This is a genomic window from Pseudoduganella ginsengisoli, assembly GCF_009720865.1.
Lineage (GTDB): Bacteria > Pseudomonadota > Gammaproteobacteria > Burkholderiales > Burkholderiaceae_D > Rugamonas > Rugamonas ginsengisoli.
This window is the reverse complement of sequence record NZ_WNLA01000002.1, coordinates 394431-419937: the sequence shown is the minus strand read 5'-3', so window position 1 is coordinate 419937 and position 25507 is coordinate 394431. Positions and strand designations below refer to the sequence as shown.

Sequence of the window (25507 nt, the reverse complement as noted above, 5' to 3'; positions counted from 1 at the left end):
AACAGCCGGAACACTGGTTAGCGTTGATGCAACAGCACGGCGTCACACTGTGGAACACGGTGCCGCAACTGGCTGAACTGCTGGCGGAAAGCGCCGAGCAGGATGGCGCGAACCTTAACCAGCTGCGCGTGGCCATGCTCAGTGGCGACTGGATCCCGACCGGCCTGGCTGCGCGCCTGAAAGGCTGCGCACCGCACGTGCGCGTGATGGGCCTGGGCGGCGCGACGGAAGGCAGTATCTGGTCGATCTGGCATGAAATCGGTACGCCGGTACCGGCCCACTGGAGCAGCATTCCCTATGGCGTGGCCATGCCGAACCAGCAAATGTACGTGCTCAACGATGAGCAGGCGCATTGCCCGGTGGGCGTGATTGGCGAAATCCATATCGGCGGCGCCGGTGTGGCGCTCAATTACTGGGGCGACGAACAACGCACGGCGGCCAGCTTCTTCGAGCATGCCACGCTGGGACGCCTGTACCGCACTGGCGACCTGGGACGCTGGCACCGCGACGGCTACATCGAGTTTGCCGGGCGCAAGGACAAGCAGCTGAAACTGCGCGGCTACCGCGTGGAGCTGGGCGAAATCGAACATGCGCTGGCGCAGGTGGCCGGCGTGAAACAGGCCGTAGTGCTGGCGGTGGACGACGCGGCGCTGGGGGCGAAATTCCTGGCCGCGTATTACGTGGCGGCCGAGGCGCTGGAGCACGATGCCTTGACGGCCGCGCTGCGCCACAGCCTGCCCGAGTACATGGTGCCGTCCGTGTTCATGCACCTGGAAGCGCTGCCGCTGACCGCCAACGGCAAGCTCGACACCGCGCGCCTGCCGGCCGCCACCCGCGTCCGCAGTGGCGTGCGCACGCAGCCTGCCACGGCGCTGGAACAGCAGCTGTGCGGCATCTGGAGCGATGTACTGGGCCTGGATCGCGCGTCGATCGGGCTGGACGACAACTTCTTTGACCTGGGCGGCAATTCCATCCTGATGATCCGGATGAAAACCCATATCGACAAAGCCCTGGGCCGCAGCGGCCTGGAATTGACGGACCTGTTCAAGTATTCGAGCATCAGCCAGCTGGCTGCCTTCCTCGGTGCGGGACAGGCCGGGCAGGGCGCCGCCGTGCAGGCCGCGGCGCCAGCCAAGGTACGCCAGGCCGCCGAACACGATATTGCCGTGGTGGCGGTCAACGGCAGCTTCCCCAAGGCAGCCGACGTGGCGGGATTCTGGCAAAACATCGTCAACGGCGCCGAGTGCTTCGATACGCTGGACCTGGACAGCTGCGAATTGAACGGTGTTCCGTCTGCCTTCCTCCAGCACAAGGATTACGTGCCGACCAGCGGGCATGTGCAGGATATCGACAAATTCGATCCGGCGTTCTGGAACCTGTCGGTCAACGACGCGAAAATGATCGATCCGCAGATCAGGAAGTTCCTCGAGTGCGCATGGCAGGCGCTGGAACTGGCCGGCCACATCAACGACCGCCGCAGCCTGGCGATCGGCGTGTATGCCGGCATGAGCGACAGCAAATACAGCGAGTCGCGCATCCACCGCAATGCGGGGCTGGCCGACAGCCTGATGACGTTCGGCACCGCGCACCTGAACGAGAAGGATTACCTGGCCACCCGTGTCAGCTACCTGCTGGGCCTGACCGGGCCATCGCTGAACATCAATACCGCCTGCTCGACGTCGCTGGTGGCCATTGCGGAAGCGTGCAAAAACCTGGCGTACGGCGAATGCGATGTCGCGCTGGCCGGCGGCGTGGCGCTGCCGATGCCGGACAACCACGGCTATATCTACCAGCCGGGCGGCATCTTTGCGCAGGACGGCCACTGCCGCACGTTCGACGCGCAGGCCAGCGGTACGGTCGGCGGCGCCGGCGTGGGCGTGGTGGTGCTCAAGCGGCTCAGCGATGCACTGCGCGACGGCAACCACGTGATCGCGGTGATCAAAGGCTATGCCGTCAACAATGACGGCGACCGCAAGGCCGGCTATATGGCGCCAAGCATCGTGGGCCAGACCCAGTGCATCGTCGATGCGCAGCGGCGCGCCGGCGTCAGCGCCGCCAGCATCAGCTATGTCGAATGCCACGGCACCGGCACGGCGCTGGGCGATCCGATCGAGATCGCGGCGCTGCACGACGCCTTCAGCGCCAATGCGGGGCCGGACGGCTACCGCTGCAAGCTGGGCGCAGTCAAGGCCAATATCGGCCACGCGGGCAGCGCTGCCGGGGTGGCGGGTTTCATCAAGGTGTGCGCGATGCTGCAGAATAAGCTGATCCCTGGCCAGATCAATTTCGCCAGCGCGAATCCGGCCATCAACCTGGGCCGGACTTCGTTCGAGATCCCGGTCGCCAGCCAGCCGTGGGACAGCCCGGCGGGCGCACCGCGCCGTGCGGGCGTCAGCTCGTTCGGCTTTGGCGGCACCAATGCGCACGTGATCCTGGAAGAGTATGTGCCGGCGCAGGCGGCAGCCGTGCCGGCGCAAGACGGCTACCTGAGCTTCCCCGTCACGGCCAAGAGCGCCGGTTCCGTGCGGCGCTACTGCGAGGCGCTGGCGGACCAGCTGGAACGCGAGCCGCAGCTGGCGCTGGCCGATGTCGCCTACACGCTGCAGCACAAGCGCGAGCATTTTGCCCACCGCAAGGTGCTGGCGGCACGCGACAGCGCTGCGCTGATCGCCGCGCTGCGCGGCGCCGGCCCGGTACTGCGCGCCAGCCGCGAGGCGGCCCAGCTGGTGTTCATGTTCTCCGGCCAGGGCAGCCAGTACGCCGGCATGGCGCGCGGGCTGTACCACAGCGAGCCGCTGTTCCGCGACACGGTCGACTATTGCGCAAGCATCGTGTCGGCGGTGGGCAAGTGCGACTTCCCGGCCCTGCTGTTCCCCGCCGTCGAGGCGGCGGACACGCTGGCGCCGACGCGCTGGAGCCAGCCGGCCCTGTTCGTGACCGGCTATGCGCTGGCCAAACTGCTGGCGTCGTTTGGCGTCGAACCGGATGTGCTGATTGGCCATAGCATTGGCGAATACGTGGCAGCCACGCTGGCCGGCGTGTTCACGCTGGAAGATGCGCTGTTCGTGGTGGCCAAGCGCGGCGAGTACATGCAGCAAATGCCGGCAGGAACCATGCTGTCGGTGCAGGCCGAGCCCGCACAGCTGCTGCCGCTGCTCCCTGAGGACGTGTGCATCGCGTTGTATAACGGACCGCGCCACCTGGTGGTTTCCGGCCCCACGGCAGCGGTACGGCGCTTGCAGGCCAGCCTGGCGCAGGCGGACATGCCGTGCGTGGAACTGCATACGTCGCACGCATTCCACAGCCCCATGATGGCTGGCGCGGCCGGGAAACTGGCGGAACTGCTGCGTTCCATTCCGCTGCGCGCACCGCGGCAGCGCCTGGTGTCGAACGTCAGCGGCGAGCTGATGACCGCCGAGCAGGCAATGTCGCCAGACTACTGGGCGCAGCATCTGTTGCAGCCGGTGCAGTTCAGCCAGGGCATGCAGACGGTGCTGGCGCTGTGCCCGAATCCGGTCCTGATGGAACTGGGGCCGGGCCGCGTGCTGGGCACGCTGGCGCAGCTGCAATCGGAAGGGCGTACGCTTGCCACCGTGCAGACGCTGCCAGCCGCCAGGGACGGGGCGGCCGCTGATGACGTGCAGTGCTTCCATCAAGCTGTAGGCGCCTTGTGGAGCCTCGGTTACGGGGTGGATCCGGCGCGCATCTGGCGCACGCCTGCTGGCGCCCGCCAGGCGGTCTTGCCGCCGTATCAGTTCGAGCAGATGGTGTGCTGGCTGCCATTGCCGCAGCTGGCTGCGCCACTGGCGGTGCGCGAGGAAACTGTGCCGGAGACTGGCGATACGGCGTATGCCAGCGCGACGGAAAGCCGCGTCGCCCGGGCGTTCCGCGACGTGCTGGGCAATACCGCCATGGACGCGTCCGACAGCTTCTTTGAAGCCGGCGGCAACAGCCTGTCGGCGCTGCACCTGACCGCCGCGCTCAACAGCGTATTCAAGATGGAACTGCCGCTGGCGGTGCTGTACCAGCATCCGTCGGTCCGTACGCTGGCCGCCTACATCGACGCGCACCGCGGCCAATACCATGCGATTGTCGACTTGAACAACGCGGTGGGCAAAGAGCGCCTGTTCATGTTCCACCCGGGCATAGGCGGCTGCGAAGTCTATACGGATTTGGCCAAGAGCTTGCGCGGCACATTCCATTGCTACGGCGTGGATGCATTTAATTTGCACCACGAAGAAAAAATTACGGACTTGCACGAGTTATCAGCGTATTATCTCGCCCGGATTGATGAATTATTTGCAACAAAACCAGACGCAACGATTCGCCTGCTGGGCTGGTCCCTGGGCGGCACCATTGCCCTGGAAGTGGCGGCGCAGCTGGAGCGGCGCGGTTGCAGGCAAATCGAACTGACCTTGCTCGACACCATCATTGACGATTCCTACCTGACGCGGTTGAAGAGCGAACCGGGCTATGTCGCGCAACTGGAAGAGGATTACACGATGTTCCTGGAAAGCCAGCAGTATCCGGCCGCCCATATCCAGCGCAGCCTGCCGAACATCGCACTGGCGGTGAAGTTTGAGGCGACTGGTTTGTCGCGTGTGCTGGAGCATGCCCATGTCGTGCTGCTGAAGGCGATGGCGGTGGATCCGGAATTGCCGGAAGGCAGCCTGAGGCAGCTGTTTGGCCATGCCACCGCCGTTGCGGCAAGCAATGTCGACACGCTGTTGCGCACGCCGGCTACGCAACTGCAAGTGATTCCTCTGGCCAGCTGCCACCACAACGACATGCTCGACGACGTCGGCCTGGTCAAGGCAATGTTGCTGGAGCGCAGTGGAAAGGTTGCCGCCGATGCGGATGCCTGCGCACTGGATGGGGAGGCGCCATGACGCACAGTGAAAAATGGTTTGTGCCCCAGCGGCGCAATCCCGCCGCCAGGATCAATTTGTTTTGCTTCCACCATGCGGGCGGCGCGGCATCGTTTTACCGGAACTGGCCGGCCGCGCTGTCGGCGCAGGTGCAGCTGGTGCCGGTGCAGATGCCGGGCCGGGAAACCCGTCACGGCGAAGCCTTCGCGCCCAGCCTGGACGCCATGGTGAATGAATTGCTGCAGTACCGGGCCGTGTTCGCGGACAAGCCTTATGCCATGTTCGGCCACAGCCTGGGCGCCCTGTTTGCGTTCGAGCTGGCCAGGGCGCTGGAAGTGCGTGAAGGGCTGGCGCCGCGGCTGCTGGTCGCGTCCGGCCATGGCGCGCCGCGCCGTGCACCGGCCGAAGAGTTGCTGCACGTGCTGCCGGATGCCGCCTTTCTTGCCAGGATGCGCGAGAAGTATGGCGGCATCAGCGACGAGGTGATGAATAGCCCGGAATTGCTGGAATTCCTGTTGCCGCGCTTCCGGGCCGACATCGGCATCGCGGAGCGGCACATCAGCCGCGCGGGCGCGCCGGTGCGCTTCCCGGTGGTGGCGCTGCATGGGCGGGACGACACGTCGGTGCCGGCTGCGGACTTGCATGGCTGGCAAAGCGAGACGCAAGCCAGGGTTCGGATCCATGAGTTTGCGGGCGACCATTTTTTTGTTGAATCGAGCGAACGCCAGGTCATCGGCGTGCTCAATAAACTGCTGGCCGACCAGTTGTGGGCGCTGGCGGCCTAGGCAGCAGGAATGCTTACTTTTTTAATTTCAGGAAAAAACCATGCTTAATCGTTTAATCAAGTTGTTCCAGTTCGTGCGCGCCTGCCTGTGGAGCGGACGCGCCAACATCACCAAGCTGCTGCTCGCCCTCGGCCTGGATGTGCTGACTGCGCTCATCAAGGTCGGCGGCCCGATTTTGCTGGTGCGCCACCTGCTGGCGTCGGGCGGGGCCGGAGGCACGGCGCCGCTGCAACTGAGCCTGGAGGCGGCCGGCGCCATTGCCGCCATCTTCATTGCAGTCAATCTGTTGCCGATCGCGCGCGGCTATCTGCTGGCGTCGGTCCGCTCCGATACCCAGACGTCGCTGCTGGAAAATCTGCTGCGCAATACGTACAGCATGAAGCTGGACGAGCATATTTCGTCGCCGACCGGCAAGTTCCCGCAACTGTTGACGGCGGTCTACGCCAACGTGGAGAAAGTCGTGCCGACGTTGCACGGCGAACTGGTGCCGGCCGTGCTGGACCTGGCTGCGATCTTCGCCGGCCTGTTCTACCTCCATCCATTGACCGGCTTGATCGGTGTGGCTGCGCTGGGCCTGTACGTGGCGTCGGCTTCGTACAATGCGGCGCGCATGGGCGACGCCAGCAAGAGCCGCCTGGCCGCCGCCTACGGCGCCTATGGCGGCCTGCTGGCGGCGATCGGCCGCTATCGTGTGGCCCATCAGTTCGGCAATGTCGAGTACGAAGTCGGCAAGGCCCGTGAAGTGCTGAACGTGCAGAAAAATGCCTTCCAGGTCTTGCACCGCACGGAAGTGCTGTGCGGCTTCCGCAACAACCTGATTGCCATCGTGGCCGTGGCCGGCATCAGCGCGTTTGCGATGGCGGGCTGGCAGTCGGGCACGCTGGCGCCGCAGGACGCCATGCTGGCGGCCCTGTTCGCGACCATCATGAACGGCCCGCTGCGCGCGCTGGGCAAGAGCCTGGAGCAAGTCTACGTTGATTCCATCGAGTGCGAAAAAATCATCGACTTCACGAATGCCCAGTCGGGCCTGGGCCAGCGTCCGAACGCCCGCGTGTTCCAGACCAGCGCAGCACCCAGCATCGAGTTCCGCAACGTGTCGTTTGCCTATGAATCCAGCAAGGACAAGAAGACGCTCGACGGCGTCAGCTTCCAGATCCGTTCCGGCCAGACCGTGGCGGTGGTGGGCGAGAGCGGCGCCGGCAAGTCGACCTTGGTAAACCTGCTGCTGCGCTACTACGTGCAGAGCGGCGGTGACATCCTCGTCAACGGCACCGATGTGCGCGAGCTGACGGCTGATTCGCTGCGCGCGCAATTCTCCGTGGTGGCGCAAAACGCTGACCTGTTCCAGGGTTCCATTGCCGACAACATCGCTTACGGTAACTGGAATGCCAGCCGCGCCGCGATTGAACAGGCCGCGCGCTCGAGCGGCCTGGAAGAATGGCTCGACAATCCGGAACGTACGCTGGACGAACAGGTGGGCAGCAGCGGCGACAAGATTTCCGGCGGCCAGAAACAGCGCGTGGCGCTGGCGCGCGCTCTGCTGAAAAATGGCAGCGTGTTCTTGATGGACGAAGCCACGTCGGCTCTGGACGTGGGCACGGAGAAGGAAATCCTGGACCGCGTCGATGAACTGACCGCAGGCAAGACCGTGCTGGTCATCACGCACCGCATCACCAATATCGTCAACGCGGACTGGATCGTGTATTTGCGCGAAGGCCGCGTGGCCGAGCAGGGTACGTTCTTCGACCTGCTGGCGCTGAAGGGCGCGTTCTACCAGCAGTTGCAGGTGGAATGCGAGAAGCTCGGGGTCAGCATCGCCGACCTCGACGAAAACCTGAAGGTCAAGCTGGCCGCCCTGGCGCTGCAGCCGGCCGCCTGAGCGGGCCGCGCACCCCATTGAAACAGGGGGCGGCGCCCGCCGATGGAAGCGGCGGCGCGGCCCCGGAACATTTAATCGTGGAGTTTATATGACGTATTCATCATTGCAAAAATTCGGCTGGTCCAACGTGTTCTTCCAACAGCTGTCGTTCGACGAAATCTGCACCGAAGGAACGCTGGAGCAGATCTTCCGCATCACGGCGATCCACCGTAACCGGGTCGAGGCCATGGGCGCCAATGGCGAAAGCTCGATCATTTGCGGCGCGGAATTCCAGCCGCTGAGCCAGCATCTGGCCGTGGGCGACTGGGTGATGGCGGAGGCGGCCCACGAGCACCACCGCCTGGTGCGCATCTTCGAGCCGAAGAACCGCGTACGGCGCATCTCGAACGGATTGCCGCAGGTAATCGCGGCCAACCTGGACTACCTGTGGATCGTCACCAGCGCCAACGAGGAATTCAATGTGAAGCGGCTGGAGCGCTACCTGGCGCTGGCCCACGAGTTCGACATCACGCCGGTGGTGATTCTCACCAAGACCGATATCTGCGACGACCTCGAACACTATCTGGGCCAGCTCGACAGCCTGGGCGCAGACAATGTGCATGCGCTCAGCGTCAATACGCCCGGCTCGCTGGACGCGCTGTCGGCCTATATGAGCGAGGGCAGCACCATCGCGCTGATGGGGTCGTCCGGCGTGGGCAAGTCGACGTTGATCAACGCCATGTTCCACACCGATCTGGCCACGCAAGCCATCCGCGAAGACGATGCCCACGGCCGGCACACGACGACGCACCGCGAGCTGTTCTTCTGCGACAACGGCGTGGCCATCATCGACACGCCCGGCATGCGCGAGCTGCAGCTGTACGATGCCGAGCAGGGCTTGGAGCGGGTGTTCCACTCCATCGTGGAATTGAGCCAGCAATGCCGCTACAACAATTGCACCCATGCCGAGGAGCCGGGCTGTGCGATCCAGGCCGCCATTGCCAGCGAGACCATCACGCAAGCCCACTTTGATAATTACCTCAAGCTGTTGAAAGAAGAAGCGTCGCAAAAGCGCCGCGCCGAAGGGGCGCACGCGGTCAAGCATTACTACCGCGATTATTTCAAGAAAGTCTATAGCGGCAGGAAGGACCAGTGGTAACCATGGTTTCCTTATTTCCCATTACGCAGGAAAGACAAACAGCATGTGGATTATTCAACTTTGCATCATCATCCTGACGGCCGGCCTGTGCGGCGCGTTGGCCAAGCGCATCGGCCAGAGCAGGGTGGTGGGCGAGATCGCCGCCGGTCTGCTGCTGGGGCCGTCGATCCTGGGCACGGTGGGCGGCGAGTATTACAGCGCCGTGTTTTCCAGTTCGGCCGTTCCCATCATGTCCAAGCTCGGCGAGCTGGGCCTGGTGCTGCTGATGTTCCAGCTGGGCTTGCATCTTGACTTGAAGGTGTTGCGCGAGCGGGGCAGCATGCGTATTCCCGTGGCGGTGGCGCTGGCGGGAATCGTGGTGCCGTTTGCCATCGGCTGCGGCATCGCCGTGCTGTCGCTGCCGGTGCTGGCCATCGACGTGCCCGAGCTGGCCTATGTGGTGTTTTGCGGCGTGACCCTGTCGATCTCTGCCGTTCCTGTCATGGCCCGCATTGTGGTGGACCTGGGCATGACCGGGACCGGGACGGCCGCCATCGCGCTGACGGCGGCCACGCTGACCGATGCGCTGGGCTGGCTGATGCTGGCCATGATTGCCGCGCTGACGGCGGGTGTGCTGGCCTGGCAAGACATCTTGCGCAATGTGCTGTTGCTGTGCGTGTTCGCGGCAGTGTCGCTGCTGGTGATCCGCCCGCTGTGGCGCAGCCTGTTCCGGCGCATGCAGGGCGCGGGCGGCGTTGCGCGGCTGCTGCCGCTGGTGTTCTGCTACGTGCTGATGTCGTCCTGGATCACTGCCGAGATCGGCTTCCACAGCGCCTTCGGCGCCCTGGTGGCGGCGCTGGCGCTGCGCGACCAGTCGGCGTTCGTGCGCGAGTGGTCGCAGCGGGTGGATGGTTTCGTTGAACTGATCCTGATGCCGGTATTCTTTGCTTACGCAGGGATCCAGGCCAACCTGGGTTCGATTCCTTCCGCCAGTTTCTGGCCCTGGTTCAGCCTGTTCCTGGCTGGCGCGGTTGCTGGCAAGCTGGGCGGCAGCTACCTGGGGGCGCGCATGGCGGGCGTGCAGCACCATGAGGCGTGCATGGTCGGCGCCCTGATGAACACGCGCGGCTTGATGGAATTGATCGTGCTGACCATCGGCCTGCAGCTGCATGTGCTGCCGCCGGCGGTCTATACGATGCTGGTGCTGATGGCGCTGGTCACCACGTCCATGACAGTGCCGCTGCTGCGCTGGCTGGCGCGCAGCCCGGCCCGTGCGGCGGCCGGCAAGGATCTGGCAGCGCTGTGAGTTGTCACCACCGGAATCCGGTGATCACAGTGCGGGGGGCAATCAAATCAAACCAGATTTGTGCCGTTGTCCCCCGCTTGAATTGGGCGCATAAATCGTCCGCCACTTCCAGCGTGATGACTTTGCGCTGCGCGCAGATGTCCGTCACCGACACTGCATCAAAATCGAAATAGGCGCCCACGGCATGAAAGGCGGCCTTGAAAAAGCTTTCTTTCGCGGAAAAGGCAACGACGAGGGATAGCTCGGGATCGATCTCCCGCTTCTGCGTTAACCGTGCATATTCCTGGGCAGTCACCGCCAGGTTGAATACAGCCTCGCGCTTGGGCGCATCAAAAAAACTTTCAATGTCGATGCCAATACCGGAGTAGGGCGTCTTTCGCAGCGCCACCGCCGCGGAAAATTCGTCATTATGGGAAATGCTGCCGATGACCCCCGCCGGCCAAAGCGGCTCGCGCGACCGCCCGGTGGCAAGGACATGGTCCGTGACGCCGATCGCGCGCAGCGCTTCCCGGGCGCACAGCCGGCCATAAAAAAATTCGGCCTGGCGTTTGGGTACGCTGCGTGAAATCTGTTCCGGGAGGAAAATGCCGGTTTTTTCGAACAGGCCCGGATCGAATGCGGTGATCGGCGCAAGGACGACTGGCACTGGATTGGTATCGCCCAGCCATATATTCGTAAAGGAATCAGCCAAGCCAGTCTTGACGCCGTCAAATGAAGCCATTTGCCCTTCTCAGTGGAAGATGATCGTTAAAGTCGGGCATTTTATCTGGTTTATTGAAGCGGGGCCGGGCACGCTGTTCCCGCCTGCCGCGCGATCAGCCGTAAGGCGTATAGGCAATGCCGTTCTGGGTCGCGCCAACCAATGCCGCGACATTTTCCGCGCTCTCGCTAAAGCTGATGAGGACATCGGCCACGTCGGCCGCGTGGCTGTCCAGCACGTTGGTCCAATAGGCAGCACCGGCGGCGTCCGGCGCGCGGTGCAGCACGTTGCCGTAGAAACGGGTGACGATATCGGCGCTGTCCGGATGCGCGCCGTACAACGCCTGGAATTCGGCCGAGCCGGCGAAGCTGCTGGCTACTTGTTTGAGGGCGATCCCATGATCCAGCTGGCAGATCCAGTAACCCAGGCCGCCCGGGTCCGGCGTGCGGCCGAACGCGGCCTGGTATAGCCGATAGGCTTGGCCTGCGGCGCCGCCGACATCCAGCCCGACCGTGGCGTCGGCAAACTGCAAGCGCTCGATGTTGCTGAGCTGGTCTACGCCGTCTGCGCCGCTGGTGTCCTGGACCGTGCAGCCGCTGCCGGTCCTGGCCACTGTATAGCGGGCGCGTGTTCCGGAAAAGATGGCGGTGTCAGTGCCGGCGCCGCCATCGAGCGTGTCGTTGCCGGCGCCACTGGCCAGGGTATCATTGCCGCCCATGCCACGCAGGGCGCTGCCTGCCGCATTGGCGATCAACACGTCATTGCCTTCGCCGCCGCAGGCGTTGCGAATCGTGGTCCCGTCCGCGATCGCTAGTTTGCCACCGTTGATGCTGGAGGCGGTCGCGCCGCTCAGGTCGATGCGGTTGTTGCCGCTTAGCGCCGCCGCATTAATTGTGTGGACACCGGCGCCTGGATCGCTCAGTACAGCGCGGCGCGGATCGGCCGCCGCCAGCTGCGGGAACTCGTAGGTGTAGAAGTAAGTGTGATCCGGCGCGGCCGCGTGGCCGGTCAAATCGATGCTCCAGTCGTTGAACACGCCCACATCGCCGCCTTCCAGATCGCGCACGTTCAGGCTCCACGTCCCGGTTGCGGTTTCTCCCCAGTCCAGTACGGTGTCGAACGTAAAATGCACATCGTGCTGGCTGGATCCATAAGCGCTCAGCGCGCCCTGGGACGGGCGGTACATCAGATAGCTGATGGTGCCGCTGGGCGACTTTAATGCCACTTCCAGGTCGCCGATAAACGGATGGGTGAGATTGACGCTGACATCGGCCCGCTCCACCACCATGCTGCTGGTGACGGCGATGCTGCCGGTGACGCCATGCCTGTCGTTATCCGGGATCGCCTGGTTGACAACCTGCGCGCCCAGCACGTCAACCGTGTTGGCCACTGTTTGCGGTGTGCCTTGCCATGCGGCCGCCAGCCGCACTGCAGCCAATGCGTCAACCTGGCCGAAACCGGACGACTGCGCCACGGCGTTGTAAGCCAGTCCGCCGCCGTTCCAGTCGGCCGCGCCATTCGAGGTCCAGCCGCTGTCCACGCTGGTCTGGTGCGCGGTGTAGGCCAGGATTTGCTGCACGTCGCGGTAGCCCAGGCGGGGATTCGCTTCCAGCATCAGCGCTACGATGCCCGATACGATGGGCGACGCGAACGACGTGCCATCTTCGAACGCATAGTCGCCGGTGCTGTTGCCCGCCGCGCCGGCGCGGTCGGTGGTCAGGATGCTGGCAAAATCGCGGTGGCCGGCGCCGCCGGGCGCCGACACCAGGATCGACGCGCCAGTCGTGCTGAAGCTGGACGAGGTCCCGAAATAATCGGTCGCACCGACGGTGATGATGTAGCGGCTGTTCTGGAAGTTGTGCAGATTGGTGTCGTCGCCGTAACTGTAGCTGTTGCCGGCGGACTGCACCACGACCGTGCCCAATCCATTGCGGCCGCTGGCGGCCAGGTCGTGCAGCGCCTGGAACGCAGGCGCGAAGCGCGCGTCATGGGCATTGTCCAGGAATGCCCAGTTGGCGCCTTGGTTGAGCAGATTGCCGAAGCCCCACGAATTGTTCAATACGTCCAGCGCGGCCGCATAGCGGAACGCATTGGCGATCTCGCTCAGGTACTGCGGCGACAGCGACAACGCCGTGTAGATCGACACCAGTTGCGCATCGTACGCGACACCAACCATGCCGCTGCCGTCGCGCGCGGCCGCGATCACGCCAGCCACGCTGGTGCCGTGATTGTCGCCGTTGCCCGCCGGGGCGCCGCCTGGCTGCAGCGTATAACTGATGCGGCTTAGCGCCACGTCGTCGTTGGCCGCCAGGTCGGGATGGTTGGCGTCTATGCCCTGGTCCAGCACGCCGACCTTGACGCCTTTGCCGGTCGCGAGCGCCCAGGCCAGCACGGTGCGGGTGTTGTACAGATACCATTCCAGCTGGAGGTATGGATCGGCGGGCGGCGCCCATCCTGCATAGCTGTCATTGTCGAAGATGAGGCCCCAGGCGTCGGCTTGTGCGTAGCTTTGCACGGCGCCGGCGGCGTCTGAAAAATTGGGGGTAATCGTGGCATTGATGGCGTTACTGAGATGGATTTCAAACGCGCGCGCCGGCTGCATTGCGCTGTTGCCGATGACCGGGACAGTCACGGTCGCGGTGGTGCTGCCAGGCGCGAAGCTCACGCGCTGGCGCACCGCTTGGTAATCCACGCCCGCGACGGCGGTTGAGTCCCGTGTATCGACTTGCACCGAGACGCTGTAAGGCGTGGCCGCCGATAGCGTCAGCGTGAACACCATGGATTTGGCGCCGCTATTGCCTTCGATGACACTTTGACTGGCGATGCTGACGCTGGCCGTGGCGGTGGCCATGGTTTCCCTCGCTCTAAAAGGTGTCGTTGGGCAATTGTGGTCGCTTAATAAAAAAATTCCCTTGAGAAATCTCATTGGACCGGCTGCCGGCCCGGCCTGCCGTGCAGCACGGGTTGCCGCGTTCACCTATGATGAAAACATATACATCGCGCGAAAAGATGCATAGATGACAGGTCCGCAACGCGGTTACCCTCCGCATGAAGCAACGCATCCATTAAGTGAATTTCTATGGCAACGACAAGCAACCCTGTAAAGATCGGCCTTGTGGGACTGGGCAAGATCGCGGTGGACCAGCACATCCCGGCCATCCGCAATAATCCGGCGCTGGAACTGGTGGCGGGCTGTTCGCCGCAAACGCGGCCGGACGGCCTGCCGGGATACGACGACATGCAGGCCATGCTGGCCGCGCATCCGGAAATCGCGGCGCTGGCCATTTGCACCCCGCCGCAAGTACGCCACCGGCTCGCCATGGAAGCCCTGGCGGCGGGCCGCCACGTGTTCCTGGAAAAACCGCCGGCGGCCACGCTGGGTGAAGCCGAGTCGCTGCGCGCCCGCGCCGCTGAAAAGGGCGTGACTTTGCTGGCCAGCTGGCATTCGCGCTTTGCGCCGGCGGTGTCCGCCGCGCGTGCATGGGTGGCGGCGCGCAAGATCAGCAACATCAGCGTGATGTGGAAAGAAAACGTGCGCCAGTGGCACCCGGGCCAGAAGTGGATCTTCGCGCCCGGCGGCATGGGCGTGTTCGATCCCGGTATCAATGGCTTGTCGATCCTGACCCGCATCGTGCCGGACGCGGTGATCGTGAAAAAAGCCGACCTGCACTTTCCCGCCAATTGCGACGCGCCGATTGAAGTGCAGATGGACCTGCAAACGGAAAGCGGCGTGCCGGTGCGCGCGGAATTCAACTTCCTGCAGGAAAACCAGCAGACATGGAGTATCGTTGTTGAAGCAGAAGACGGCGGCAAGCTGGCGCTGCACCTGGGCGGCACCGAGCTGGAAATCGACGGCAGGCAAGTGCTGAAAGAGCCGGAGCATGAATATCCCGGCCTGTATGCGCACTTCCATCAATTGATCGCCAGCGGCCAGTCCGACGCGGATTTCGCGCCGCTGCGCATCGTGGCCGATGCCTTCATGGTCGGCAAGCGGATCGCCGCGCCGGACTACATCGAGTAAGGCCGCACCGGCGCCGGCGGAAAACACCCGGCATGGAGACATCGTGAAAATGGCAACGGATAATGACCAGTGGACTCCCGTCACGCATGGCAATTGCCGCCAGGTGCAAGGGCCGTTTTACCACGGCACGAAAGCTGCCTTGAAGGCCGGGGACGTGCTGACAGCCGGGCAGCCTTCCAATTTCGAAGATGGCCGCATTGCCAATCACATTTACTTTTCTGCGCTGATGGAGCCCGCCGTGTGGGGCGCGGAACTGGCGATGGCGCTGGCCGGGCTGCAAGGGCGCGGCCATGTTTATATCGTGGAACCCAGCGGGCCCTTCGAGGATGACCCCAACCTCACCAACAAGCGCTTCCCCGGCAATCCAACCCGGTCTTACCGTACGCGCGAGCCGGTGGCCATTGTCGGCGAAGTGCAAGACTGGGACGGCCACAGCGCTGAAGCATTGCAAGCCATGCTCGATTCGCTGGAGGACTTGCGGCGCAGCGGCCGTGCCGTCATTGACGATTAAGGCCGCTGCATCCGTTAAGCCGCCGTGTCCGCAGTCTGGTGCGTGGACTTGACCAGCGCCTTGGCATCTCCTTGGGAATACCCCGGCGGCGGTACGATCAAGTCAGTCTTGGACAGCGCCGCCCATAGCCGGCTGTCCTGGAATGCGATGGTTCCACCGCCGCGCTTTTCCTGCGAAACCATGCGGTTGATATCGCCCACGCAAATCCAGTCGGATTCCACGCTAATGGCCCATTTGGCATGGTCATGGGTTTCCGGCCACGTCCACGGCATGCCCAGCTGGCGCAAGTCGATGTATTTGACGTCGTAGGTCTGGTGCACGCCATCGCTGTCCTGCGTTGGCGGGATTGCGCCGCGTATCCAGGTTTCCACGTCGATGTCTTCGTTGAGCGTCGGGCCGACCAGGTCGTTCCAGAAATCCTTGCCCCACTTGCGGTTTTTCGCAATCACCTTAAATGGCAGGCCGCCGCGCGACGTGCAATCGACCACGTCGGCGTCGCCGGGCGCATTGGGATTGAGCGTTTGCGTCAGCGCGTACAGCGGGTCGGCCTGGTCAAGACCGCTGGGGACGCGGGTCAGGTAGACCTGCGGCTCCTGGTGATTGGCCATTTGCGCGGCAATCTTGCCGGCCGTGGCCAGGTCAAGCGAGACGCACAGGAAGGTTTGCCCGTAGATCGGCGTGGGCATATCCGCTGATTTGGGATCGGCGTATTTGGGCCACGAGTGCAGCAGCCACAGTGCGGTCTTCGACGCGGTGTCAAACGCCAGCACCCCCTTGGTATGTCCGAAGCTGGAACTGTCGGCACGCTGCGCGTCGGCCGGCATTTCGTCGTTATACAGTATCCATCCGGTGCTGTCGGCAGGGTTGGAGAAGATGGATGCAATCGTCAAGTCCAGCGCGCCTTTACCATCGGTCAGCACGTTAGCCGATTGCACCACCTTGCCGATATTGGGATCGTAGTACACGTATTCATAACCGGTCGCCGCAGCGGTGTTGCCATCCTGGGCCATTTTCGGCACTTTGTAAGCGAACCACCAGTCTACTGCATTGCCATTTTCGTCGAGCGCGGATATTTCCATGTGGGAAGCCTGATTTGGTCATTGGTAAAGGGGGCTGCATGCCGCTGGCTATATCCAGGCGGCAAGCAGTTATATTGACCTAAATCAAGGTTCGTTGACAATGCTCTGTTGTAACTTTGACGGTATGGCGGCTTATGTGCTAGTGCGTCATCAACAGGGGAATCCGGGTCCGTGCGATCAAGCCGCTGGTGGTGCCGCCCAGGACCCAGTCGTGCAGCCGGCTGTGGCCAAACGCGCCGGCGAGCATCAGGTCGGCGCGCAGTTCGCCGGCCAGGCCGGCCAGCGCGGCGTCGGTTTCTTCGTTGCTGCCATGCCGTACGACTTGCACGTTGCCATGGTGGCGCGCCAGGTAGGTGGCCAGGTCGGCGCCAGGTTCCGCGCCAAGATCGATACGTTCCAGTTCCGGGTTGCACACGGCGATGACGATACTTTTTGCACGCAGGATGAATGGCATGGCGAGGGCAATCAGCCGGCTGACGCCGGGGCTGCCGTTCCATGCGATCATGATTTTGTTGAAGCGGGCATCGGCTGGCGCCTGCCGCGGCACCAGCAGCACGGGACGGGCCGCCTGCGTCACCAGCCGGCCCGGCAATCCGGCCGGCAGCAGCAAGCCGTCATCCTTCAAGTCGTCCGTGCCGGCGACCAGCAAGTCGCTATACCGGGACTGCAGCAGCAGGGCGTCCGCCGCCGTCGTATCCAGCAGGCGGGTTTCAAACGAGGCGACGCCCCGCTCGCGGCAACATTCGCGGAACATGGCCAGCCGCTGTTCGGCGTCCTGGCGCAATTGCTCGATATCGGCGGCCGGCATCATGGCAATGGGCGCGCCCACAGCCAGCACGTAATTCAATTCAGCGATACCGCTCGCTGTTGTTCCGACCAGATGGGCGCCCATCTGGTTGGCGATACTGGCGGCGACGTCCAGCGTAGCCCGCATGGCGGCCGTGCTGTCCAAGTGAACGACGATGGTTTTGTACATGGCGGCCTCCTGATAGCTGGTTTCATGCCATGCTATGTGTCCACCTCAATAAATTGTTTGATTTAAATCAAATAAGGCAAACCTGACTGTGTTGAGTGGCGGGCATATTGCAAAAAGCTAGCGAGATTTGATCTTGATCAAGTCAAGGGGCTGACGCATCGTATCCCGGGCAGTATCGTTTGTGCATACGCCGCAGGGTGGCCGTGTCGGCCCGTCCCGGCGCGAGTGGAAGGAGCCGGCATGAACGTAAGCCATACCAGCGCAGGCGCAACCGGCCTGCGCCTGCGCCGCCTGGGTATCGATACTTATCAGCAAAGCGTCGTCTACCTGCGGGCCGATGCGCCCTTGGTCAGGTCAGAAGGGTTCGAGGCGCAGTCGCGGCTGGAAGTACGCCATCTGCTGCAGCCGCAGCGCCGCGTCACGGCGACGCTCAATGTCGTGCACACGGCGTTGCTGGCGCCGGACGAAATCGGCGTGTCGGAAGCCGCGTGGCGCGCGCTGGGCGGCGCAGAGGGCGATGCAATGGTGGCCGAGCATGCGCCGCCGCTGGTGTCGTTTGGCGCAATCCAGTCGAAGATTTTCGGCCGTCCGCTGGGGCGCGACGCGGCGGGCGCCGTGGTGGCGGATATCGCCGCGGGCCGCTATTCCGACATTGAACTGGCGGCCATGATCAGCGCCTGTTCCGGCAACCGGCTCGACGAAGCGGAAACCCACGCGCTGACGGTGGCCATGATCGCCGCCGGGCAGCGCCTGCACTGGGAGGGGCCCGTGGTGGCGGACAAGCACTGCGTCGGCGGCCTGCCGGGCAACCGCACCACGCTGCTCGTGGTGCCGATGGTGGCCGCGTGCGGACTGACGATACCCAAGACATCGTCGCGCGCCATCACATCGCCGGCCGGCACGGCCGACGCCATGGAGACGCTGGCGCCCGTCGCGCTGGACTTGCCGGCCTTGCGCCGTGTCGTCGACCGTACCGGCGGCTGCATTGCATGGGGCGGGGCGATGCAATTGAGCCCGGTCGACGATATGCTGATCCGCGTGGAACGGCCGCTGGGCCTGGACAGCGATGGTTTGCTGGTGGCGTCCATCCTGTCCAAGAAAGCCGCGGCCGGGTCAACCCATGTGCTGATCGACATACCGGTCGGGCGCACCGCCAAAGTCCGCTCGATGGAAGCGGCAGGGCGCCTGGCGCAGCGGCTGGTCAACGTTGGCCGGCAGCTGGGCATGACGGTGAGCGTTGAAATGACGGATGGGGAGCAGCCGGTCGGGCGCGGCGTCGGGCCTGCGCTGGAAGCTGCCGATGCGTTGGCCGTGCTGCAAAGCCAGCCGGATGCGCCCGGCGACTTGCGGCGGCGCGCGCTGCTGCTGGCCGGCTACCTGCTGGAACTGTGCGGCAAGGCGGCGCCCGGCAGCGGGCTGGTGATGGCGTCCAATGCGCTGTCCAGCGGCGCCGCCTGGCGCAAGTTCCAGGAAATTTGCGAAGCGCAGGGCGGCATGCGGACGCCCCCGCGCGCACCGTATACGCGCGCCCTGTGCGCCGCGCATGCGGGCAGGGTGGCCGCGGTCGACAATCACGCGCTGGCGTGCGCCGCCAAGCTGGCCGGGGCGCCCAAGGCGCCCGCCGCCGGCCTGGTCTTTCACGCGCCGCTGGGCACGGTGGTTGCAGTAGGCCAGCCGCTGCTGACGCTGCACGCTGAATCGCCCGGCGAACTGGCTTACGCGATGGCGTATGCCGAACACCAGGAACATTTGGTCACGATCGTGGAGGCGCCATGAAACCGCTGCTGTTTGCATTGCCCGATGCGCAGGGCTGGGTGGAAGGACTGGCTGCGGCCTGGGATGGCGAAACCGCGGAACTGGACATGCACTACTTCCCCGACGGCGAATGCTGTCCCCGTTTCGGCGCGAATGTGCAGGGCCGCGCGGTGGTGTTGGCGGCGTCGCTGGCGGCAAGCGGCGCCGACACGCCTGGCAGCCGGCTGTTTGCGCTGTATCTTGCGGCCAGCGTGGCGCGCGAACTGGGCGCCGCCAGTGTCGGCCTGGTGCTGCCGTACTTGCCTTACATGCGCCAGGACGCGCGCTTCGCGCCAGGCCAAGGCATCACGGCGCTGCACGTCGGGCGCCTGCTGTCCGGCTGCGCGGACTGGCTGGCCACCGTCGACCCGCACCTGCACCGTTATTCGAGCCTGTCGCAGCCCTACAGCCTGGCCGCAGTCACTGCGGCGTCCGCGCCAGCCATCGCACGGTGGGTGGCTGCCAATGTGGCGCGGCCGGTCATCGTCGGACCGGACCAGGAAAGCGCCCAATGGGTGGAACACGTTGCGCAGCTTGCGCATTGCCCCAGCGTGGTGTTGCGCAAGCAGCGCCACGGAGACCGCAGCGTGACGGTCGCACCGGAACAGCCGGGATGGGGCGCAATGGATGGCTGCACGCCGGTGCTGGTCGACGACATTGCGTCCAGCGGCCACACGCTGGCCGAAGCTGTCGGGGCGCTGCGGGCCGCGGGTTTTGCGCCGCCCGTGTGCGTGGTGGTGCACGCGCTGTTTGCAGGCGATGCGCTCGATGTGCTGCGGGCAGCAGGACCATCCATCATCGCCAGCTGCAACACGGCGCCGCACGCGACTAACCGGATCGACGTCATCCCCGCGCTGGCGGAAGCGGCCCGGGACCTTTGGAAGCAAGGAGGAATAGTATGAAACCGCATGCCGAAACCCGGGCCGAAGTGCCGCTCGAAGTGCCGCTCATTCGTGCGCAAGCCTTTGAACTGGACGCGGACTTCAGTGCGCTGGGCATCGCCTTGCGCACGATTTTGCAGCAACGCCGCTCCCAGTTTGAATTCTCTCCGGACCCGGTGCCCCATTACCGCTTTTCACGCCTGCTGTGGGCCGCGTGCGGCTGTAACCGGGAAGGGACGTCGCTGCATACGGTGCCGTCGGTATGTGGCGGGGTGGCTGTGGACTTGTATGTCGCAAACAGCGACGGGCTCTACTTGTTCGACTCCGCACGCATGGTGCTGGCGCCGCGCAGCGCCGCGGACGTGCGCAGCCGCGATGCACATGGCGTACCGGCTGCGCCGCTGGAATTGATTTATGTGGCCAATACCGCGCGCATGGCGGCCATACCGGCCGGCGAGCGCTTGTGGCAAGCGGCGCTGGACGCCGGCTTCATGGCGGAAAATGTCAGCCTGTTCTGCGCGGCCGAAGGATTGGCCACGTGCATGCTGCCGGCAGCCGGCCGCTCAGCCCTGGCGCAGTCCATGGCGCTGCAAGAGGGCGAACGCATTGTGCTGCTGCAGCAGGTCGGCATGCCGAAGAATGCGCCCGAGCGCAACCCCTGGCTGTAAGTCATCGACTGAACGGGTATGCGCAAGGCATGGCAAGCCGAGTGGCAGGCGATCACGAACCGCCTGGCCGGGACGGCCCGCTACAGCCGGCTGGGCTGGCTGTTATGCCTGGCGTTGCTGCCGGGCGTGGCGGTGGGGTGCGTGTTTATCGCCATGCTGTACGTAAACGGCCGGACCCAGGCCGAGCAGGAAGCGCTGCTGGCGGCGCGCAGCATGTCGCAAGTATTTGACGCGGAAGTGGCAACGCGGATGGCGCGCATTGAAGCGCTGGCCGCATCGCCTGCGCTGGCGGCGGATGACCTGGAAGCGTTCAGGCGCCATGCCGTTGCCGTCACGCCGGGCAATGCGCCGGTCGTGCTGGCCGATGCGCGCGGGCAGCAATTGCTCAATACGTCGGTGCCGCAGGGGACGCACCTGCCCCGCAGCGCCGCGGCCGAAGCGCTCGCGCAAGTCGCGGCAACAGGGAAATCCGCAGTCTCCGGCCTGTTCGTCGGCGCGGCGTCGGGCAAGCCGCACGTGGCGATGCTGTGGCCGGTCAGCCGCCCCGGCAAGGAACCGCTGGTGCTGATACAAGGCGTTCCTGTCGAGCAGCTGGACGCCAAGTTTGCCCATTTGCGGCCGGGTTCGGGATGGGTGGCCGCGCTGCTGGATCAAAACGGAAAAACAATTGCGCGCAGCATGTCGCCTGACCGGTTTCGGGGCCAGCGCACGGTGCCCGATATGTTAGCTGCGCTCGCGTTGCACGATGAAGGCATGCAGGCGACCACCACGCTGGACGGCGTGCCGGTATTTGCCGCCTTCAGCCGTTCCAGGGAAACCGGCTGGACCGTGCTGGTCGGCGTGCACCGGCAAGCCATGCTGGCCCGTGTGTTTGGCAGCCTGGCATGGGCGGGCGGACTGGTGGCTGCCGCGCTGCTGGCCGGCGCCGGGCTGGCATGGCGTCTGCACCGCGGCGCATTGCATGCGCTGCATGGTTTGATTGATGCCGGCTGGCGCTCGGAGCGGGGCGAGCAGGGTGTCCGTGTCGCCGTCAGCGGGCCGCGCGAATTGGCGCAGCTGGCGTCGCAATTCAACCGCATGCAGCACGCCCGCGAGCAGGCCCAGCATGCGCTGCAGCTGGCCGCCAGTGTGTTTGGCGCCACGTCCGAAGGCATCTTGATTGTCAGTGCGCAGATGCGGATTATTGAAGTGAACCGCGCGTTCCTGGAAATGAGCGGCTACAGCCGGGAGGAATTGTTGGGCAGCAGCCCCCGTATCCTGCAGTCCGGCCGCCAGGACGCCGCGTTTTACGCGCACATGTGGTCTTGCCTTAACGAGAAAGGCAACTGGGAAGGGCAGATATGGGACCGCCGGCGCGACGGTTCGCTGTTTGCCGCCTACCTGTCCATCAGCCGCGTCAACGGCCCGGATGGCGCGCTGCTGCATTACGTTTCACTGTTCACCGACATTACCGAACAGCGGCTGCACCAGGAAGAAGTCGAATTGCTGGCCTACCGGGATCCGCTGACGCACTTGCCCAACCGCCGCCTGATGCAGGACCGGCTGCGGCAAGCGATGGCGGGCGTGGCGCGCAATGGCGCCATGCTGGCTGTGTGTTCGCTGGACCTGGATGGCTTCAAGGCGGTGAACGACCAGTGCGGGCACGACGCCGGCGATGAAGTGCTGGTCGCCGTCGCCACGCGGCTGCAGCAGGTGGTGCGCGCCAATGACACGGTGGCGCGCCTTGGCGGCGACGAATTCGTGCTGCTGCTGGTGGACTTGCCGCGGCGCCTGGATGCGCAAGACATTGCGCGGCGCACGCTGGAATTGATCGCCATGCCGATTCCGCTGGCCTCCGGAAGGAGCGCCAGCGTGTCGGCAAGCATCGGCATCGCGTACTTCCCGATGGATGCGGCGGATCCTGCCGAATTATTGCGCCTCAGCGACAGCGCCATGTACCAGGCGAAGCGGCGCGGCCGCAACTGCTTCGTGCTGCATGGGGCCGAACTGGCGTAAGGCCGCGCCAGCAGGCGCGTCAGCGGCCATCCCGGCCAGTTTAAATACGCTGACCGCGTCGGTCAGGCTGGCGGCCTGTTCCTGCAGCGATTGGGCCGCCGCGGCAGCTTGCTCAACCAGCGCGGCATTTTGCTGCGTGACTTCATCCATCTGCGTAATGGCGGTATTGATATCGCCAATACCCAGCGCCTGTTCGCGGCTGGCGCTGGCGATGTCGCGCATGCGCTCGGCAACGTGTTCAATGTTTTGCACGACGGACTCCATGGTGCAGCCGGCTTGATTGACCAGCCGTGACCCGGTTGCCGCATGCTCTGCCGATTCTCCGATCAATACCTTGATCTGCTTGGCAGCCGTTGCGGAGCGTTGGGCGAGATTGCGTACTTCTGTCGCCACCACGGCAAAGCCGCGCCCCTGTTCACCCGCCCGGGCCGCTTCGACGGCCGCGTTCAGCGCCAGGATATTGGTCTGGAACGCGATGCCATCGATTTCCGCGATGATGGCGACGATTTTCTGTGCAGACGCGTTGATCAAATCCATGGTATCGATCACTTGCGCGACAGCGGCGCCGCCTTCCCTGGCGACATGGGAGGCCGTCGCTGCCAATGCGCTGGCCTGGCGGGCATTTTCCGTATTTTGGTGGACCGTGGCCGTCAGCTGCTCCATGGCCGATGCCGTCTGTTCCAGCGAGCCGGCCTGGCTTTCCGTGCGGGCCGACAAGTCCATGTTGCCGCTGGCAATTTCGCTGGAGGCCGTAGCAATGGTTTCCGCGCCGGTGCGCACTTGCCTGACGATGCGATCAAGGCTGTCGGTCATGTGTTTCAGCGCATCGAGCATGCGGCCGCTTTCGTCGCTTGACGCAACGTTGATCTCGCTGCGCAAATCGCCGGCAGCTACCCGCTGCGCCACGTCCACCGCCACGCCGATGGGGGCGGTAATGGAGCGCGTCAACAGCCGCGCTATCACCGCGCCTATCGCCAGGGCGGCGCCCGTGGTGCCGAGCATCAGCCACACGCTGCGGTCGTAGGTTGCTTCCGCCACCTGTTCGTCATCGGCGCTTTTCTTGCGCTGCACATCAATGAATTGTTTGATTTCACCCTGCCAGCGGCTGGCCGCGGGGCCAGCCTCAGCCAACAGGAAAGCAATGGCCGCGTCCTTGTCGCTGCGCGCCATCTGCATGAAGCGGTCGTTGAGCGGGCGTGCTTCGGCGCACCCCGCGGCGATTTTCGCCAGCAGCGCCTGCCCAGTCTGGTCAAGCGGCATGGCGCGCAGTACGCCGTAGGCAGCATCGTATTGCTGGCGCGCGGCGTCAATTTTTTCGTGCTGGGTTTGCGCCTGCGAGGCATCGGATAGCAGTGCCATGGTGCGCATGACGCGTGTCACTATATGCGTGGCCTCCGACATTTCTTGCAGCAGCGTGATTTTCTTGCCGTTGACTGCCACGACATGATGTAGTGCGGCATTGGATTGCGACATGCCGTGCAGGCCGATGCCGGCTACGCCCGCAAGCAGCGCCAGCAATAAGACAAATCCGGCATTAAGGCGGGCGCCGATGGTGATTTTTTTGAAAAACATGACTGACTCCGTAATGTGGCTAGCGCAGACGGACGTCCGCATCCAGCAGCAGCTTTAAATCGGCAATGGGAATTTGCCCAAACTCATGCAGCCGCAAGACCAGGTCGGCGTTGACTTCGCGGTAGCCATTGCGTATCCGGCTCAGCCTGGCGGCTGACACGCACAGCGCACGGGCCAGCGCCGCGTCATTTTTCAGCCCCAGCCGGGAAATCACGGTGTCGAGCAGCCGGTGGGGCCGTACACGATGAACTGGCTGGTCAGCGTCGTTGATTAAATGGATCATGCGGCCTCCTTGAGCGCGGCAGGGAAAAATGGTTTGGCGGGACCGGTGTAGCGGGTGTGGATTGCCGCTAGCGCGGTGTTGTCATGGAACAGCGCCGCCAGGCAATCGGGGTCGAAATGGGTGCCGCTGCTCTGTTGCATGAATGCGCGGGCGCTTGCAAAGTCCCAGGCTTGCTTGTAGGGGCGGCTTGACGTCAGGGCGTCGAGCACGTCGGCCACGGCGACGATCCTGCCATACAGCGGGATGGCTTTGCCCGCCAGGCCATGCGGATAGCCGCTGCCGTCGTAGCGTTCATGGTGGCTCTGCGCGATGATGGCGCCGGCCTGCAGCAAAGGCGATGCGCTGTCCGCCAGTATCGAAGCGCCAATCTGGGCATGGGTGCGCATGACGGTCAATTCTTCCGGGTCCAGCTTGCCTGGCTTGAGCAAAATGGCATCGGGAATGCCGAGTTTGCCGATGTCGTGCAGCGGCGCTGCGGCCCGGATCAATCCGCATTCGCTGTCCGGCAAGCCAAGGTTGCGCGCCACCAGTTCCGCGTAGGCTGCCATGCGCAGCAAATGGGCGCCGGTTTCCGGATCGCGCAGTTCGGCGGCGCGCGCCAGTAAATACACGGCTTCCCGCTGGCCGGCCTCGATGTCAGCGGTGGCCTTGCGCACAGCGGCATCAAGCCAGGCCGCCCGGTCCGCCAGTTGCAGCTGCGCGCGGCGCAGGGTCAGCAGGTTGCCGGTGCGGGCATTCAATTCCACGAAATTGACCGGTTTGGTCAGGAAATCGTTGGCCCCCAGGCGCAGGGCCTCGTGCCGGATGGAAAGCTGGGTATCGGCCGTGACCATAATGACAGGAATCGTGGCCATGCCCTGCAGGGCGCGGAACGCGCGCAGGAAGCCGATGCCATCCATCTCCGGCATCATGTAATCGACCAGCACCAGGTCGGGCGTGTTGTTTTCGCACCATGCCAGCGCCGCCTGCGGATCTGCCATGGCGACCGTCGCAACGCCATCAAGCATGCTCAGCATATGGCCGAACAAGTCCAGGTTGGTGGGGTCGTCGTCAATCAAGAGGATGTTCATCA

General features: G+C 64.3%; 18 protein-coding genes. 11 read left to right on the top strand and 7 right to left on the bottom strand.

Annotated elements, in window-relative coordinates; all coding sequences use genetic code 11:
• From GM668_RS06510 to GM668_RS06490, 5 genes are all read left to right on the top strand, one after another.
• Positions 1 to 4889 (top strand): type I polyketide synthase (locus tag GM668_RS06510; RefSeq protein WP_155438114.1); only part of this gene is annotated, 4889 nt, incomplete at its 5' end.
• On the top strand, positions 4886 to 5653 hold the full coding sequence (locus tag GM668_RS06505) for a thioesterase II family protein (protein ID WP_155438113.1): 768 nt from the start codon (positions 4886 to 4888) through the stop codon (positions 5651 to 5653). The genes GM668_RS06510 and GM668_RS06505, both read left to right, overlap by 4 nt.
• Positions 5654 to 5693: 40 nt before the next feature.
• On the top strand, positions 5694 to 7532 hold the full coding sequence (locus GM668_RS06500; protein ID WP_155438112.1) for an ABC transporter ATP-binding protein: 1839 nt from the start codon (positions 5694 to 5696) through the stop codon (positions 7530 to 7532).
• Between the two features lie 88 nt (positions 7533 to 7620).
• Entirely contained in the window at positions 7621 to 8670 is a 1050-nt protein-coding gene (gene rsgA, locus GM668_RS06495) for a ribosome small subunit-dependent GTPase A (protein WP_155438111.1), read from the top strand.
• 43 nt (positions 8671 to 8713) lie between these two features.
• Positions 8714 to 9955, top strand: coding sequence for a cation:proton antiporter (locus GM668_RS06490; protein ID WP_155438110.1), 1242 nt, complete (start codon positions 8714 to 8716; stop codon positions 9953 to 9955).
• A gap of 4 nt (positions 9956 to 9959) precedes the next feature.
• On the opposite strand, the gene GM668_RS06485 is transcribed toward GM668_RS06490, so the two are convergent.
• The gene (locus tag GM668_RS06485) at positions 9960 to 10676 is read right to left on the bottom strand and encodes a 4'-phosphopantetheinyl transferase family protein (RefSeq protein ID WP_155438109.1); all 717 of its coding nucleotides are present in this window, start codon (positions 10674 to 10676) and stop codon (positions 9960 to 9962) included.
• A 94-nt stretch (positions 10677 to 10770) separates the two neighbouring features.
• The gene (locus tag GM668_RS06480) at positions 10771 to 13506 is read right to left on the bottom strand and encodes a S8 family serine peptidase (RefSeq protein WP_170305512.1); all 2736 of its coding nucleotides are present in this window, start codon (positions 13504 to 13506) and stop codon (positions 10771 to 10773) included.
• Positions 13507 to 13734: 228 nt separating this feature from the next.
• Between GM668_RS06480 and GM668_RS06475 the strand changes: the two genes are divergently transcribed.
• Together GM668_RS06475 and arr are read left to right on the top strand one after the other, a co-directional pair.
• The gene (locus GM668_RS06475) at positions 13735 to 14676 is read left to right on the top strand and encodes a Gfo/Idh/MocA family protein (protein ID WP_155438107.1); all 942 of its coding nucleotides are present in this window, start codon (positions 13735 to 13737) and stop codon (positions 14674 to 14676) included.
• A 49-nt stretch (positions 14677 to 14725) separates the two neighbouring features.
• Positions 14726 to 15187: an NAD(+)--rifampin ADP-ribosyltransferase gene (gene arr / locus GM668_RS06470; protein WP_155438106.1), complete on the top strand. Its 462-nt coding sequence runs from the start codon at positions 14726 to 14728 to the stop codon at positions 15185 to 15187.
• A gap of 14 nt (positions 15188 to 15201) precedes the next feature.
• Here the strand turns inward: arr and GM668_RS06465 are convergent, their stop codons facing one another.
• On the bottom strand, positions 15202 to 16266 hold the full coding sequence (locus GM668_RS06465) for a deoxyribonuclease II family protein (RefSeq protein ID WP_155438105.1): 1065 nt from the start codon (positions 16264 to 16266) through the stop codon (positions 15202 to 15204).
• Positions 16267 to 16405: 139 nt separating this feature from the next.
• Positions 16406 to 17242, bottom strand: a complete 837-nt coding sequence (locus GM668_RS06460) for a universal stress protein (protein WP_155438104.1) — start codon at positions 17240 to 17242, stop codon at positions 16406 to 16408.
• A gap of 240 nt (positions 17243 to 17482) precedes the next feature.
• Between GM668_RS06460 and GM668_RS06455 the strand changes: the two genes are divergently transcribed.
• The 4 genes from GM668_RS06455 to GM668_RS06440 are packed head-to-tail and all read left to right on the top strand — an operon-like array spanning position 17483 to position 22580.
• Positions 17483 to 19018, top strand: coding sequence for a thymidine phosphorylase family protein (locus tag GM668_RS06455; protein WP_155438103.1), 1536 nt, complete (start codon positions 17483 to 17485; stop codon positions 19016 to 19018).
• Positions 19015 to 19938 carry a ribose-phosphate diphosphokinase gene (locus tag GM668_RS06450; protein WP_155438102.1) on the top strand — a complete coding sequence of 308 codons (924 nt, stop codon included), beginning with the start codon at positions 19015 to 19017 and terminating at the stop codon, positions 19936 to 19938. The genes GM668_RS06455 and GM668_RS06450 overlap by 4 nt, the downstream gene beginning before the upstream one ends.
• Complete coding sequence (locus GM668_RS06445) at positions 19935 to 20585, top strand: nitroreductase family protein (protein ID WP_155438101.1); 651 nt, start codon at positions 19935 to 19937, stop codon at positions 20583 to 20585. The genes GM668_RS06450 and GM668_RS06445 overlap by 4 nt, the downstream gene beginning before the upstream one ends.
• Before the next feature lie 18 nt (positions 20586 to 20603).
• Positions 20604 to 22580, top strand: coding sequence for a diguanylate cyclase domain-containing protein (locus GM668_RS06440; RefSeq protein ID WP_155438100.1), 1977 nt, complete (start codon positions 20604 to 20606; stop codon positions 22578 to 22580).
• Here the strand turns inward: GM668_RS06440 and GM668_RS06435 are convergent.
• Genes GM668_RS06435 through GM668_RS06425 form a run of 3 tightly spaced genes read right to left on the bottom strand, consistent with a single transcriptional unit; the run spans position 22494 to position 25505 of the window.
• The gene (locus GM668_RS06435) at positions 22494 to 24152 is read right to left on the bottom strand and encodes a methyl-accepting chemotaxis protein (RefSeq protein ID WP_155438099.1); all 1659 of its coding nucleotides are present in this window, start codon (positions 24150 to 24152) and stop codon (positions 22494 to 22496) included. The genes GM668_RS06440 and GM668_RS06435 overlap by 87 nt on opposite strands.
• A gap of 19 nt (positions 24153 to 24171) precedes the next feature.
• The gene (locus GM668_RS06430; protein ID WP_155438098.1) at positions 24172 to 24435 is read right to left on the bottom strand and encodes a helix-turn-helix domain-containing protein; all 264 of its coding nucleotides are present in this window, start codon (positions 24433 to 24435) and stop codon (positions 24172 to 24174) included.
• A complete protein-coding gene (locus GM668_RS06425) occupies positions 24432 to 25505 on the bottom strand; it encodes an HD domain-containing phosphohydrolase (protein ID WP_155438097.1) in 1074 nt (357 codons plus the stop codon). Before GM668_RS06425 ends, GM668_RS06430 begins: the two co-directional genes overlap by 4 nt.
• Positions 25506 to 25507 lie beyond the last annotated feature (2 nt).